This is a genomic window from Sphingomonas sp. (genome assembly GCF_042095875.1).
Classification (GTDB): domain Bacteria; phylum Pseudomonadota; class Alphaproteobacteria; order Sphingomonadales; family Sphingomonadaceae; genus Sphingomonas.
The window spans coordinates 29,018-44,086 of sequence record NZ_JBELMJ010000016.1 but is presented as its reverse complement, the minus strand read 5'-3'; the positions used below and the strand labels follow the sequence as shown (position 1 = coordinate 44,086).

The 15,069-nt window shown below is 69.4% G+C and carries 9 protein-coding genes; 2 read left to right on the top strand and 7 right to left on the bottom strand.

Features of this window, described 5'->3' with window-relative positions; translation table 11 throughout:
• Nucleotides 1-115 precede the first annotated feature (115 nt).
• From ACFDS6_RS07875 to ACFDS6_RS07855, 5 genes are all read right to left on the bottom strand, one after another.
• Nucleotides 116-3,301 carry a response regulator gene (locus tag ACFDS6_RS07875; protein WP_375271588.1) on the bottom strand — a complete coding sequence of 1,062 codons (3,186 nt, stop codon included), beginning with the start codon at nucleotides 3,299-3,301 and terminating at the stop codon, nucleotides 116-118.
• A 160-nt stretch (nucleotides 3,302-3,461) separates the two neighbouring features.
• Nucleotides 3,462-4,799 carry a chloride channel protein gene (locus tag ACFDS6_RS07870; protein WP_375271587.1) on the bottom strand — a complete coding sequence of 446 codons (1,338 nt, stop codon included), beginning with the start codon at nucleotides 4,797-4,799 and terminating at the stop codon, nucleotides 3,462-3,464.
• A 300-nt stretch (nucleotides 4,800-5,099) separates the two neighbouring features.
• Nucleotides 5,100-6,941, bottom strand: coding sequence for a translational GTPase TypA (gene typA / locus ACFDS6_RS07865; protein ID WP_375271586.1), 1,842 nt, complete (start codon nucleotides 6,939-6,941; stop codon nucleotides 5,100-5,102).
• Nucleotides 6,942-7,200: 259 nt separating this feature from the next.
• Nucleotides 7,201-8,163: a hypothetical protein gene (locus tag ACFDS6_RS07860; RefSeq protein WP_375271585.1), complete on the bottom strand. Its 963-nt coding sequence runs from the start codon at nucleotides 8,161-8,163 to the stop codon at nucleotides 7,201-7,203.
• Between the two features lie 46 nt (nucleotides 8,164-8,209).
• A complete protein-coding gene (locus tag ACFDS6_RS07855; RefSeq protein WP_375271584.1) occupies nucleotides 8,210-10,594 on the bottom strand; it encodes a TonB-dependent receptor in 2,385 nt (794 codons plus the stop codon).
• Between the two features lie 218 nt (nucleotides 10,595-10,812).
• Here ACFDS6_RS07855 and ACFDS6_RS07850 point away from each other — a divergent pair, with 218 nt between their 5' ends.
• Both ACFDS6_RS07850 and ACFDS6_RS07845 read left to right on the top strand, forming a co-directional pair.
• Nucleotides 10,813-12,018: a toxic anion resistance protein gene (locus tag ACFDS6_RS07850; RefSeq protein ID WP_375271583.1), complete on the top strand. Its 1,206-nt coding sequence runs from the start codon at nucleotides 10,813-10,815 to the stop codon at nucleotides 12,016-12,018.
• On the top strand, nucleotides 12,015-12,734 hold the full coding sequence (locus tag ACFDS6_RS07845; protein WP_375271582.1) for a hypothetical protein: 720 nt from the start codon (nucleotides 12,015-12,017) through the stop codon (nucleotides 12,732-12,734). Before ACFDS6_RS07850 ends, ACFDS6_RS07845 begins: the two co-directional genes overlap by 4 nt.
• Nucleotides 12,735-12,876: 142 nt before the next feature.
• On the opposite strand, the gene ACFDS6_RS07840 is transcribed toward ACFDS6_RS07845, so the two are convergent.
• Nucleotides 12,877-13,275, bottom strand: coding sequence for a VOC family protein (locus tag ACFDS6_RS07840; protein ID WP_375271581.1), 399 nt, complete (start codon nucleotides 13,273-13,275; stop codon nucleotides 12,877-12,879).
• Nucleotides 13,276-13,651: 376 nt separating this feature from the next.
• Nucleotides 13,652-14,965, bottom strand: coding sequence for an Nramp family divalent metal transporter (locus tag ACFDS6_RS07835; RefSeq protein WP_375271580.1), 1,314 nt, complete (start codon nucleotides 14,963-14,965; stop codon nucleotides 13,652-13,654).
• Between the last annotated feature and the right edge of the window lie 104 nt (nucleotides 14,966-15,069).

Sequence of the window (15,069 nt, the reverse complement as noted above, 5' to 3'; positions counted from 1 at the left end):
CGACCGACGCCTTCAGTTCGTTGAACCGCGGCGCTAATTGCTGCCCGCCGCGCTGTCCAGCAGCGCGCGCGACCCCGCCGGCACGATCACCTTGCGCTGGATCAAGCGCGTCGGATCACGCCCCTTGGCGCTGCCCCGGCGCGGTTTCCGCCTCGGCGTCGCTCGTCGCCTCCACCGCCGCCCCGGCGGTTGGCTGCACGCCCTTGGCGTCGAGTGCGGCACGCACCGCCGCGGTCAGTCGCGCCGCGGCATAGGGTTTGGTCAGCACCACGTCGCCGCTCGCCGCCGCTTCCGCCGCGCGGTGGCCGTCGCCGGTCGCGAACACGATGCCGATCGAGCCGCGCATCTCGCGCGCGCGCCGCGCCAGCTCGGCACCCGAATGGCCCGGCAGGTTCAGGTCGGTCACCAGCACGTCGACCGGCGCGGTGTGCAGCGCCGCCATCGCCTCCTCCGCGCTCGCCGCGTCCACCACGACGCAACCCGCTTCCTGCAGCATTTCCGCGGTGTTGGCGCGGATCAATGCATCGTCCTCCACCAACAACACCGTCGCCCCGGTCAGCTCGCGCGCGCCCTGCACGCGGGCAACGGACGGACGGGCTGCTCCCGTGCCCGCGCCCACCGCTGACGTCGCCGCCTGCGCGCGCTGCCCCTGGTTGGCCAGCACGTGGCGGAAACGCCGCGCCAGCGCCTCGCGCGTGTACGGCTTCGACAGCAACTCGACGCCCGCGTCCAGCTTGCCGCCGTGGACGATCGAATTCTCGGTATAGCCGGAGGTGAACAGCACCGCGAGGTTGGGCAACCGCTGCTTGGCCTTGCGCGCCAGCTCGGGGCTCTTGAGCGTGCCCGGCATCACCACGTCGGTGAACAGGATGTCGATCCCCACACCGCTCTCGATCACGATCAGCGCCGACGCGGCGTCGGGCGCCTTCAGCACGCGGTAGCCGAGGTCGGTCAGCATCTCGACCACGGTGGCGCGCACCTCGTCGTCGTCCTCGACGACCAGCACCGTCTCGGTTCCGCCGACGATCGGGCCGGCGTCGACGCGCACCTCGACGTCCTCGCTCTCGGTCGCGCGCGGCAGGTACAGGCGCACGGTCGTCCCCTCGCCCACCTCGGAATAGATCTTCACGTGCCCGCCCGACTGCTTGACGAAGCCGTAGACCATCGACAGCCCCAGCCCCGATCCCTTGCCCTCCCCCTTGGTCGAGAAGAACGGCTCGAACACCTTCTCCAGCGTCGCGGGCGTCATCCCCGATCCCGTGTCGCTGACCGCCAGCATCACGTACTGGCCCGGCGTCACCTCGTCGTGGGTGCGCGCGTACTCGTCATCCAGGTGCGCGTTGCCGAGCTCGATCGTGAGGTGCCCCTGCCCGTCCATCGCGTCGCGCGCGTTGATCGCCAGGTTGAGCAGCGCATTCTCGACCTGACCCGGATCGATGAAGGTGTTCCACAACCCGCCGCCGACGATCGTCTCGATCTCGATCCCCTCGCCGATCGCGCGGCGCAGCATGTCGTCCATTCCGCGCACGAACCGCGTCACGTTGATCACCTTGGGCTCCAGCGCCTGTCGCCGTCCGAACGCGAGCAGTTGCGCCGCGAGCTTCGACCCGCGCGACACGCCCGCCATTGCGTTCGCGACGCGCTGCTCGGCCCGGTCGTTACCCGCCACGTCCTTGCCGAGCAGTTGCAGATTGCCCGACACGACCTGGAGCAGGTTGTTGAAATCGTGCGCGACGCCGCCGGTCAGCTTGCCGATCGTCTCCATCTTCTGCGCCTGGTGCAGCTTCGCCTCGGCCTGGCGCCGCTCGTCGATCTCGGCGATCACGCGCGCTTCCAGCGTCTCGTTCAGCTGGCGCAACTGTTCCTCGGCGCGTTCGCGGTGCCGAACCTGGCGCGACAAGGCTTCCGCCTGCTCGCGCAGCGCCGCCTCGGCTGCGCGCTGGTGCGAGATGTCGGTGTGGACGCCGACCCACTCGGTGATCTCGCCCGCCTCGCCCAGGATCGGCAGCGCGCGCACCGCGAAGGTGCGCCACGTGCCGCAGTGCCGGCGGACGCGGTGCTCGTGCACGTACATCGCCTTCGCCGCGACCGCGTCGTTCCAGCTCTCGACCGACCCCGCGCGGTCCTCCGGGTGGACGGCGTCGGCCCAGCCAAAGCCCTGATACTCCGCCGGCGACTGCCCGGTCAGCGCGGCCCAGCCGGGCTGCTCGCCGACCATGCGACCTTCCGCATTGTTGGTCCACAGCACGCCGTGGACCGCGTCCATCGCGGCGCGAAAGCGCTTGTTGCTGGCGTCGAGATCCTCCTCGCGGCGCGCGCGGTCCTCCAGGTCGAACACCAGCACCTGAAATCCGGTGACGCTGCCGTCGCGCGCGACGCGCGGCATGTAGCGGATGTTGGCGCGGTGGACGGTGCCGTCGCGGTGGTGCAGCAGCCCGTCGGACGCGATCGTCTCGCCCGCCAGCGCGCGCTCGATCAGCGGCAGCCGCTCGGCGTAGTTCGCCTCGCCCACCACGTCGCGCATGTGGCGACCGACGACCTCGTCCGGGGTCATGCCGAACCAGTCGACGTAGTATCGGTTGGCGAAGCGGAACACGTGGTCGCTGTCGACGAACGAGACCAGCACCGGCATCGCGTCGGTGATGGCGCGCAGCTCGCGCTCGCTCTCCAGGCAGCGCTGCTCGGCGGCGACCCGCGCGCTGTTGTCGATGCACGTGCACAGCACGCCGCCGACGCGCCCGTCCGCCTCGTAGACGGGCGTGTAGAACAGGTCGAACGTCACCGTCTCCGACACGCCGCCGCGCGTCAGCACCAGCGGCTGGTCGCGGAACGAGCGGCGCTCGCCGCGGAACCCCGCGGCCAGCATCTCGCGGTTCCAGTCCCAGATCTCGGGCCAGACCGCCGCCACGCGCCCGCCGAACGCCGCGGGGTGGTTCGCGCCCGCGATCTCGGCATAAGCGTCGTTGTAAATCATGACGTGGTCGGGTCCCCACATCACCACCTTGGCGACGGGCGAGTTGACGACGTTGGCGACCGTCGCGCGCAGCTCCAGCGACCAGTCGTGGACCGGCCCCAGCGTGCTCGCCGCCCAGTCGCCGCACCGCACCAGCTCGCCGCACGCGCCGCCGCCGACCGGCCAGCCCGCCGGCGCCCGGCGCGTCACCTTGCCGTCACGCAGCGCGCGCAGGCCCGCGCGCACCACCTCGCTCGCGTTCGCGTAATCGCCCGAGCGCAGCTGCGCGGCGATGAAGTCGTCCCATTCGTTGGTCAGGGCCACGTTGCGCGAATACCGGCTGGTCATGGCACGAGACACAGCAGGTCGGCGACCGGGTGTCAACAACTGCCAATACCGGGCAAACGGCTGATTTCTCGTCGCTTATTCAGAATTCACTCGGCCGACTCGCACTGAGCGCACGATTGCTCAGCACCCAAGACCCGCCCTTGCGCGAACACAGCTCCGCTCACGCCGCCGGGGCGCGCGGCTCCGGCCCCATCGCGAAGCTGCGAGACAGGCCGTGGTACAATTTCTCGCGGCACACCCACTGGCTCGCCGCGTCCGCGATGAAGGCGGTGGCGAACATCGGCAGCATCAGCCCGCGGCTCGCGGTCGTCTCCGACAGGATGATCACCGCGGTCAGCGGCGCGCGCACGACGCCCGCGAAATAGCCCACCATGCCCAGGATCACGACCGCGGAGGTCGGACTCGCCGGAAACAGCTCGCGCAGCAGGTTGCCGACCCCCGCCCCCACCGCCAGCGACGGCGCGAAGATGCCGCCGGGCAGCCCCGCGACCGCGGTGGCGAGCGTCGCGAGGAACTTGGCCGGGCCGAACCACATCGGCGCGTCGACGCCCAGGATCATCGCGCGCGCCGCCGAGTAACCCGTCCCCCAGGTCAGCCCGGTCGCAACGCCCAGCCCCGCGACCACCACACCGCACAGGCCTGCGAAGACGATCGGATGCGCCTTGCTCCACCGCGTCAGCGCGGTACTGCCCGTCGCCAGCATCAGCATCAGCCGCGCGAAGATGCCCCCCGACAATCCGCCGACGACGCCCGCGACCGGCACCACCAGCAACGCGCTGCCCAGCGGGATGCTCGCGCCGATCACGCCGAAGTACACGTAATCCCCCTGCACCGACTGCGCGACCATCCCAGCGATGACGATCGCGGACAGCACCAGCAGCGTGACGCGCTGCTCGTACGCGCTTGCCAGCTCCTCGATCGCGAACAACAGCCCGGCGAGCGGCGTGTTGAACGCCGCCGCCACCCCCGCCGCGCCGCTCGCGATCACCACCGGCGTGCGCAGCGGCACGCGCATGATCCGGTGCGTCAGCCCCATCACCGCGGCGGCGAGCTGGACGGTCGGCCCCTCGCGCCCGACCGACGCGCCGGAGAGGACCGCGGCGATCGTCAGCACGATCTTGGCGACCGCGGTGCGCATCGAGATCAGCGTGCCCGTCGCGCGGTTCGGGTCGTCGCTCGCCGCGATCACCTGCGGGATGCCCGACCCCCTCGCCAGCGGCGCGAGCCCCCGCGTCACCCAGACCAGCGCGACGAAGGCGAGCGGCGTGGTAACGAGCGGCAGCCAGCGCCAGCGCTTCGCGTAACCGTTGAACCAGCCGCCCGCCCAGTCGGCGGCTTCCGCGAACAGGATCGCGACCAGCCCGATCGCGATCGCGCCCGCCAGTACCGACACGCGGGTGCGGAACTGGACCGATCGCGGTCCGCGGGTGCGCAGCAACGCGCGGTAGCGCGACACGGTCCAGTAACGGCGGGCGGACGGGGAGCGACGGGTCGGCATGGTTCCTGCGCTATAGCGCGATGTGCGGCGAGTTCACCTGCGTCCGATGCGCGAACGGCGGCGAAAGGATGTCCTCCGCCGCCGTTTTCTCGTCGTCCCGGTGAGCGCCCACCCCGTCGTCCCGGACTTGATCCGGGATCCCGCTTGTCTTTGACGCGAGCGGATCGGCGCGAGGTCCTCAACCGGTCGGATGCTGCCCGCCGCGGCGAAGCCGCGTCGTCGGTCCTCGCTTGGGGCGAGGCCGGCCGAGCGGACGCTGGTGCGCGCCGCAGCCGGTCGGCTGCGGCGTCGCGCGTCCGCTTACGCCGCCTTCGCGCGGCTCGCGCGCTTGCGCTCGTTGGGATCGAGGAAGCGCTTGCGCAGGCGGATGTTCTTGGGCGTCACCTCGACCATCTCGTCGTCGTCGATGTACGCGATCGCCTGCTCCAGCGTCATCTTCTTGGGCGGGGTCAGCCGGATGGCGTCGTCCTTGCCGCCCGACGCGCGGAAGTTGGTCAGCTGCTTCGCCTTCATCGGATTGACCTCTAGGTCATCCGTCTTGGCGTTCTCGCCGATGATCATACCCTCGTACAGCGCCTCGCCGTGGCCGACGAACAGCACGCCGCGGTCCTCGAGCGGACCAAGCGCGTAGCCCTGCGCCTCGCCCGCGCCGTTGGAGATCAGCACGCCGTTCTTGCGGCCCTCGATGTTGCCCTTGTGCGGCCCGTACTTCTCGAACAGCCGGTTCATGATGCCGGTGCCGCGCGTGTCCGACAGGAACTCGCCGTGGTAGCCGATCATGCCGCGGCTGGGCGCGGAGAAGGTGATGCGCGTCTTGCCGCCGCCCGACGGGCGCATGTCGGTCATCTCGGCCTTGCGCAGGTTCATCTTCTCGACGACCGTGCCCGAATATTCCTCGTCCACGTCGATGATGACGGTCTCGTACGGCTCGGTCTTCTTGCCGTCCTCGTCCTCGCCGAACAGCACGCGCGGGCGGCTGATGCCCAGCTCGAAGCCCTCGCGGCGCATCGTCTCGATCAGCACGCCGAGCTGCAACTCGCCGCGGCCCGCCACCTCGTAGCTGTCGCGGTCGGCCGCCTCGGTCACCTTGACCGCCACGTTCGACTCCGCCTCGCGGAACAGGCGGTCGCGGATCATGCGGCTGGTCACCTTCGACCCCTCGCGGCCCGCCATCGGCGAGTCGTTCACCGCGAAGCGCATCGACAGCGTCGGCGGATCGATCGGCTGCGCGTGCAGCGGCTCGGTCACCTGCGGGTCGGCGATCGTGTTCGAGACCGTCGCGGTGGTCAGACCCGCCAGGCTGATGATGTCGCCCGCCTTCGCCTCGTCGACCGGCACGCGGTCGAGCCCGCGGAACGACAGGATCTTCGACGCGCGCCCCGTCTCGACGACGTTGCCGTCATTGTCGAGCGCGTGGATCGGCTGGTTGAGCTTGACGGTGCCCGAGTTGACCCGGCCGGTCAGGATGCGGCCGAGGAAATTGTCGCGATCGAGCAGCGTCACCAGGAAGGTGAACGGCACGTCCTCCACCTCCAGGTTGGGCGCGGGCACGTGGCTGACGATCGTCTCGAACATCGGGATCAGCGTGCCCTCGCGCGCGTCCATGTCGGTCGAGGCGTAGCCGTTGCGGCCCGAGGCGTAGAGCACCGGAAAGTCGAGCTGCTCGTCGTTGGCGTCCAGGCTGACGAACAGGTCGAACACCTCGTCCAGCACTTCCTGGATGCGCGCGTCGCTGCGGTCGACCTTGTTGACGACGACGATCGGCTTCAGCCCAAGCGCCAGCGCCTTGCCGGTGACGAACTTCGTCTGCGGCATCGCGCCCTCCGACGAATCGACCAGCAGGACGACACCGTCGACCATCGACAAGATGCGCTCCACCTCGCCGCCGAAGTCGGCGTGGCCCGGCGTGTCGACGATGTTGATGCGGATCGATTCATCGCTGCCCGGCGGCGTCCAGTCGACCGAGGTCGGCTTGGCGAGGATGGTGATCCCGCGCTCCTTTTCCAGGTCGTTCGAATCCATCGCGCGCTCTTCGATGCGCTGGTTCTCGCGGAAGGTGCCCGACTGGCGGAAGAGCTGGTCGACGAGGGTCGTCTTGCCATGGTCGACGTGCGCGATGATCGCGATATTGCGGAGGTTCATCATGTTTCCTGGATGGCGCGCGCTGGTCGCGCAGGCGATTTCGGCCGCGCCCTTAGCCTATTTGTGCGCGCGCGAAAAGATGGGGCGGAGCGGGAGGCCTCGATCCGCGAAGTGGAGGAAGTGGAGGAAGTGGAGGTTCACGCGCGTGTTCCTCCACATCGCGGCTCGGGCGAACGGTCGCGCCCGATCCGCGTGCGGTGGTTGTATGTGTCCGGCATGGGAACGCCCGTGGCGCGACGCGGGCGGGTAGGACAGCGGCTCAGCCGGTGTAGCGTCCTTCGGCCAGTATCTCGGTCGGCCGGTCCACGGCCAGCAGGCGGCGGATCGCGACCTGCTTGTCGGGCTGCTTGTCGTACCAGCGCTGCCAGATGCGCTGCCCGATCCAGTAACCCGCCTCGCTCTTCCATCCCTCGGGCGCCGCGTCGGCATTGCCGATCCAGCGGTAGAAAGCGGCCGCCGCGGGCGTGCCGCGTTTCAGGTCACTCCACCGCGCCGTGCGTGTCGTTGCCAGATCGGCCTCGAAGCGCTTCCACAGCGCACGTTCGTCGGCCAGCCCCCAGGCGGCGCGCGCGGGTTCGATCTGCCGTCCCGTCACCAGCGTGGCGATGAAATCGGCCGCCCCCTCGATCAACGCACTGCCCAGCAGCACGCCGCCGTTGCCGGGCGCTTCCGCTGCCTCCTCCGCGCCGCCTTGCCACGCGTGCACCGTTTCATGCGCGTAGAAGCTGCGCAGCGTGTCGCGCAGCGCGTCCGGCGTCGCGGAGATGCGACACAGGACCTCGAGCCCCAGCACCTGCACGCCCGGCGACGCGGTACCGCCCGAATTACCCGCGCCCATCACCAGGTAGATGCGTGGCAGCGGCTTATCGGGGAACAGGCCGTGGAGCGCGAGATAGGTCGCGCGCAGCTCCCCTTGCGTCTGCCGCACGACCGGCAGGCAGACGCGCAACGCGCGCTCGTAACCGGCGCGATCGGCGGCGATCGCCTTGGCGAGGTTCGCCGCATCCTCGATCCGGTCGGGCGTGAACGCGCGCACGCCCTCGCTGCCGGGATCGAGGTAGCCGCGCTGCAACTGCTCCGCGCTCGGCGCACCGCCCGCCGCGTCGAACACCGCGGCGAAGCGGTCGACGTCGCCCGTCTCCACCTGCGCGGTCAGCGGGTCGACGGGCGGTGGCGCGGCCGCTGCGGGAACGGCGGACGCGAGCAGGAGAGCGGCGATCATCACCGCAGCCTGACACGCCCCCGCACGTCCGCGCAATCGAGCTCCGTCAGAAAGTCGCCGCCACCTCGACGCCGTAGAAGCGCGGTTCGCCGCGAATGTAGGTGGGGGTGCCGAACCCGCCGCCGGTGTTGCCCGCGTCGATCAGGTATTTCTCGTTTCCGAGGTTCCGCGCGAAGCCGCCCAGGCGGTAGCGGCCGTCGGCGAACTCGACGCCCGCACGCAGGTTGACCAGCGTGTAGCCGCTTTGGCTGATCGCGTCCGAGTTGGGCAGCTCGAAGAACACCTTGGACTGGTAGGTCGCGCTAGGCACCGCGTAGAAGGTCGCGGTGCCCAGCGGCACGCGCAGGTTGATGCCGCCCGACGCGGTCGTCTTGGGCTGCAGGCGGAACCGCGCGCCGGCGAAGGTCAGGGCGACGTTGTTGCCGCGGTCGATCTTGCCGTCGATATAGGCGAAGCTGCCGAACGCCGACAGGATCGGCGACACGCGGTACGTGCCTTCGAACTCGACGCCGGGGTTCTTGGCGCTGCCCGCACTCTGCGTCAGCGCGGTGCCGTTGGGCTGCGTCACCGACACCTGGAAGCCGTTATATTCTTGGAAGAAGATCGAGGCGGTGCCGGTGAACCCGCCGAGCGCGGCCTTGATCCCGCCCTCGTAGTTCCACACCGTCTCCTCCGGTACCGATTGCAGGTTCGGGCGCACGCCCGCGCCCGCCGCCGCCGCGGCGAGCTGCACCACCGGCGAGCGGCGGCCCTTGCTGATCGTCGCGTACAGGTTGAGCCCGTCGGTCACGCGAAAGAGCGCGTTGAAGCGCGGCAGCACGGCCGCGAAACTGTCCTCCGCGGTGTAGCGCACGCCGCCCGTATTGGCGGTGCCGAGCAGGCTGGTGTTGACGCCGTTCGCGGCCAGGATGCGCGAATTGGGCTGGACCGAGCTGTAGCCCGACTTGCGCCGCTCGATCAGCACGCGCGCGCCCGCGGTCAGTTCCAGCGCCGGCGTGGGCAACCACGTGCCGTCGGCGAACACCGAGTAAGCCTGGTTGGTGCCGTAATTGGTGAACTCGGACGCGTACGGGATCTGCGTCGCGGCGCCGCGCGTCAGCAGCTGCGTGGCGCGCGTCGCTGCGGGGATCGTGCCCTGCGGCGTCACGCAGGCGGTGCCGGTCGGCACGCCCGCCGCCGCCAATCCCTGCCGCACGCCGGCATAGGCCGCCGCGACCGAGCAGGCGAGGTACGTTCCTTCCTCGGTCGAGAAGGGCACGCGCTGGAAACCGTCCTCCAGGAACGCGTTCCACCCGAACGAGGCGCGGTAGCGGTCGCCGGTGAAGGCGAAGCGCGCCTCGTGGTTCCACTGGTCGCCCTGCGCGTCCTCGGCGAACTCCAGGTACCATGCCGGGCCGCCGTCGGCGTCGAACGTTTCCAGGCTGTCGAAGCGGCGATAGCCGTTGACCGTGGTGAAGGTGACGCCGGGCGCCAGGTCGACCTGCACCGTCAGGTTGGCGTCGTACACGTCGCGGTCGAGCCCGAGCTTGCGCTTGCCCAGCACCTCCTTCGAGAACGGCGAGCCCGAAAGTTCGGCGTAGCCGTAATCGCCGGTCTGCCCGCCGGTCGGCGCGAACACGCGGCTCTTGAACGCGGTGCCCGGATTGCGCTGCCCGTCGTAGGTCAGGACGAGGTCGGCGGTGACGTCGGCGCTCGGCGTCCAGCGCAGCGATCCGCGCACCCCGCGCTGGTCCTGCCCGTTCAGGTCGTCCTGGTCGACCCGGCCCTGGTTCTGGTTCGGCACGTCCGGGTCGCCCGCGATGTTGCGGACGTAGCCGTCGCGGTACTTGTAGGCGAAGGCGAGCCGCCCCGCGAGCGTCTCGTTGCCCGCGTTCAGGTAACCCGACACCTGCGTGCGGTCGAAATTGCCGTAGGAGCCGGTCAGGTTCGCCGCGAACCCCTCGCGCGGGCGACCTGAGATGATCGACACCGCGCCGACCGCGGCGGCGGTCCCGAACAAGGTCGCCTGCGGCCCCTTCACCACCTCGACGCGCTCTAGGTCGTACAAATCCTGATACGCCCCGCGCGAGCGCGAGATGTCGACGCCGTTATAGTAGAGCGTGACGCGCGCGCCCTGCTGCGCCGAGCCCGAGTCCGAGGTGATGCCGCGGATCACGAAGCCGGGGTTGTTCGCGCTCTGCTCCTGGATGCGCAGCCCCGGCACGTAGAGTGCGACCTCGCTCAGCGAATTGACGCCCAGGTCGCGCATCCGCTCGCCGGTGACCGCGGTCACGGTCAGCGGCACGTCCTCGATCCGCTGCTCGCGCTTCTGCGCCGTCACGACGATGTCGTCGGGCGTGTTCTGCGGCTGCGCCGCGGCCTGCGCCAGCGCCTGGCCGGACACGCAACCGAGCATCCCGGCCACCAGGCCGAGCGAGAGCTTACCCGTCATGTCACTTCCCCTTCGCCGCGCGGTCGCTCCGCCGGCCCCGCCCCGTCCGCTAGGCCGCGCCCGTTGCAGCTTCGCGTCGGCACGGTTGCGCGCGCGTGACGACCGTGTTGCGGTTCGATGATTGCCGCGCTCCCTCGCGCGTCTTATACTCACAACACACTTGATCGCGCGCGGCTTCGCGATCAGGCTCGCGAACGGCTAGTGGAAGGATGAACACGATGGCGACGACGCCCGACATGACGGCCGAGAAGGAACTGGTGCTCACCCCGCCCGACCCCGTGCAGCAGGTCGCGCCCGCCAAGGCCGCCGGGCTGGTGCCGGTCGACCAGGGCACGCGCAGCGAGCTGGAAACGCGCGTCGACGCCTTCGTCGCGCAGCTGATCGCCGAGGACGTCAACTCGCCCGAGTTCGGCCGCCGCGTCGATGCGATCACCAGCATGGGGCAGAAGGAGATCCGCGACGCCGCGGGGCAGTCGAACCGCTTCCTCGACCGCCCGGTGCGCGCGATGGACAAGGACGACGGCGTCGGCAAGGACCTGGCGCAGCTGCGCCGCGTGGTCGAGGACCTCGATCCCGGCAAGAAGGGCAATCTCACCGCGCCGCAGAAGCTGTTCGGGGTGATCCCGTTCGGCAACAAGATGCGCAACTATTTCGACAGCTACAAATCCAGCCAGACGCACATCAGCTCGATCCTGAAGAGCCTGTCCTCGGGGAAAGACGAGCTGCTGATGGACAATGCATCGATCGATACCGAGCGCGCGAACCTGTGGACCGCGATGGGCCGCCTGGAACAGATGATCCATCTGTCGCAGACGATGGACGCGCGGCTGGAGGATAAGGCGAACGAGCTCGACGCGACCGATCCGGCCAAGGCCAAGGCGATCCGCGAGACCGCGCTGTTCTACGCCCGCCAGCGCACGCAGGACCTGCTGACGCAGATGGCGGTGACCGTGCAGGGCTATTTGGCGCTCGACCTCGTCAAGAAGAACAACGTCGAACTGATCAAGGGGGTCGACCGCGCCTCGACCACCACGGTCGCCGCGCTGCGCACCGCAGTGACGGTGGCGCAGGCACTGACCAACCAGAAGCTGGTGCTCGAACAGATCACGCAGCTCAACACCACCACCGCCAACATCATCGATTCGACCGGCAAGCTGCTGAAAAGTAACACCGCGCGCATTCACGAGCAGGCCGCCGCCTCGACCATCCCGCTGGAAACGCTCCAGCGCGCGTTCCAGAATATTTACGACACGATGGACGCGATCGACGACTTCAAGCTCAAGGCGCTCGACAGCATGAAGACCACCGTCACGACGCTGGGCAACGAGGTCGAGAAGTCGCGCGGCTATATCGCGCGCGCCGAGGGTGCGGCGCAGAACCGCGTGTCCGGGCCCGCCGACCAGTTCAAGCTGGAGGCGCTGTGAGCGTACCCACCCAGACTGACGAGGCGGTGGTCGCCGCGCGGCGCACGGTGGCGCGCGTGCGCGGCGGCGCGGACGACGGCGTCGTGCAGACGCAGCGCGCGCCCGCGCGCGGCGGGCGCGGCGGGGTGAAGCAGCGCGTGATGCTGATCGCGCTCGCCAACGCGGCGATCCTGATCGCGGCGGGGCTGTTCGGCGGCATCGTCATGCCGCTCGGCATGTTCGGCGCACTGGCGGTCATGCTGCTGATGCTGGCGGTGACGCTGGCGATCGCCTTCGCCCCCGCGACGCCGGTGCCCAGCCCGGAGCGGATCGCGCGGTCCGAGATCAAGGCGCTGCCCTCGGCCACCGCGCGCTGGCTCGACGCGCAGCGCCCCGCGCTCCCCGCCCCCGCCGTGCCGATCATCGACCGCATCGGCGCGCAACTCGACACTTTGGGCGCGCAGGTCGGCGCGCTCGACGACGACGCCCCCGCCGCCGCCGAGGTGCGCCGGCTGGTCGGCGAACAGCTCCCCGAATTCGTCCGCGACTACCAGAAGGTCCCACCCGCGCTGCGCACCACCCCGCGCAACGGCAAGACCCCCGACCAGCAGCTCGCCGACGGCCTGGGCGTGATCGAGCGCGAACTTCGCGAGATGAGCGAGCAACTCGCCCAGGGCGACCTCGACGCGCTCGCCACCCGCGGCCGCTTCCTGGAAATCAAGTACCAGGGCGAGTGACCGAGGGGCGGAGCCGAGTCTGGGCGAGCGCGGTCGTCGGCTTAGCGACGATGTCGAGGTCCGGTTTCGGGACGAAAGCGGACACTCGTGTGATCGCATGATCTAGGTCCGCTAGGCTCATAAGCGGACCTGTGCCGACAAATCAGGCAGGAAAATGGATCCCGCACAGTTTGTTGCCGTCGGGGTCACGAAAATAGGCCAGCTCGATAGTGCCCATCGAGGCGGTTTCGCGCGGTCCGGGCGGAGCTTCGATCGAGGTTCCGCCAGCGGCAACGGCGGTATCGTGAAGCTGTCTCACCTGCTCGGGCGAGTCGCAGGAAAAGGCGACGGTGCTGCCGTTGGCGACGCTTGCCGGTTCGTCGTTTATCGGCTGACTAACGATAAAGTTGGTCTCGTTACCGTTATTGTAGATCAAGCGTGTATGGCCGCTATCGGCGATGTTTCGCGTGCCTTCTCCTACACCCAGGGTGCCGAGCACCGTGTCGTAGAAGCGCTTGGACCGTTCGATGTCGTTCGATCCGACCATGGTGTGAAAAAGCACGCATACTCTCCTGAAGGCTGATCGACTTTCAATCGCCATTAGCGGTCTCACCTAGCCGGCACAGAAGCCGCGGTCACCCCCGGCCGCTGAGATGTCCGCTACTGAGGCGGAAGCGATCATTCATCAGGCGCAGCGAACACATCGGTCCAAGCCTCGGCACGCGACCACTGTCCTACAAACCACAGCCACGTCATACCGCCGCGCGACGACCCGGCTCTTTATACATCATGCAACCCGCGAGCGACCCGCTGCTCGCCGATGCCGCGCGCGCCGCGTTACGGACAGCGTGGCGCGACGCGCGTTGGCCTCACCTTAGCCTCACCTTCCGCGCCGCGGCGCTGCGTCTTGGCCTCACCTTTGCCTCACCTTCCGCGGCTCAGCCGGTCGCCAGGCCCCACAACAGGTAGCCGTTCAGCACCACGATCACCGCGGCGATCGCCCAGGCGAGCAGCGACAGCCAGCGCGGCGCGACGAAGCTGCCCATGTAGCCGCGATTGGCGGTGAAGGCGACGAGCGGGATCACCGCGAAGGGAAGCTGGAGGCTCAGGATCACCTGGCTGAGCACCAGCAGCTCGCCCGCCCCCCGGTCGCCCGCCGCGCCGACCACGATCACCGCGGGCACGATCGCCAGCGCGCGCGTGACCAGCCGCCTGAGCCAGACGGGCAGCCGCAGGTCGAGGAATCCTTCCATCACGATCTGCCCGGCGAGCGTGCCGGTGACGGTGGAATTCTGCCCGCTCGCCAGCAGCGCGATCGCGAACACCGCGCTCGCCCCGCCCACCCCCAGCATCGGCGCGAGCAGCTGGTGCGCTTCCTCGATCTCGGCGACTTGCGTTTGCCCGGCGACGTGGAAGGTGGAGGCAGCGAGGATCAGGATCGCGGCGTTGATGAAGAAGGCGAGCCCGAGCGCGACGGTCGAGTCGATCGTCGCCAGCTTGAGCGCCCGGTGCCGCCCCGCCTCCGCCGCGCCATAATCGCGCGTCTGCACGATCGAGGAGTGGAGGTACAGATTGTGCGGCATCACGGTCGCGCCCAGGATGCCGATCGCGAGGTAGAGCGCGGCGGGGTTGGTCACGACCTCGGGCCGCGGGACCAACCCACCCGCCACCGCCATCCAGTCGGGCCGCGCCCAGATCAGCTCCAGCCCGAAACACACCGCGATCACGACCAGCAGCGCGCCGATGAACGCTTCCAGCTGGCGGAACCCGCGGCGTTGCAGCGCCAGGATCACGAACACGTCGAGCCCGGTCAGCACCACGCCCCAGACGAGCGGCAGCCCGAACAGCAGCTTGAGCGCGATCGCGGTGCCCAGCACCTCGGCCAGGTCGCAGGCGATGATCGCGATCTCGGCGAGCACCCACAGCGCGAAGCCGACCGGCTTCGAGGTGCGCGCGCGGCACGCCTGCGCCAGGTCATGTCCCGCGCCGATGCCGAGCCGCGCGGCGAGCGATTGCAGCACGATCGCCATCAGGTTGGAGCACAGCACCACCGACAGCAAAAGGTAGCCGAACGCGGAGCCGCCCGCGATGTCGGTCGCCCAATTGCCCGGGTCCATGTAACCGACCGCGACCAGCCACCCGGGCCCGACGAAGGCGAACATCGTGCGCCAGAAGCCCGCATCCTCGGGCACCCGGATCGACGCGTAGCTGTCGGCCAGCGACCGGGAAGGCGGTTGCGCGGAAGATGACATCGCGCCCGCCATGCGGGAGAAACGCTCCTGGTTCAACGCGTGATCGCGTCGCCGATCGTCATTGCGCGTTCATCGTCCATCCCCATAGAGTGCGCGCATGAGAA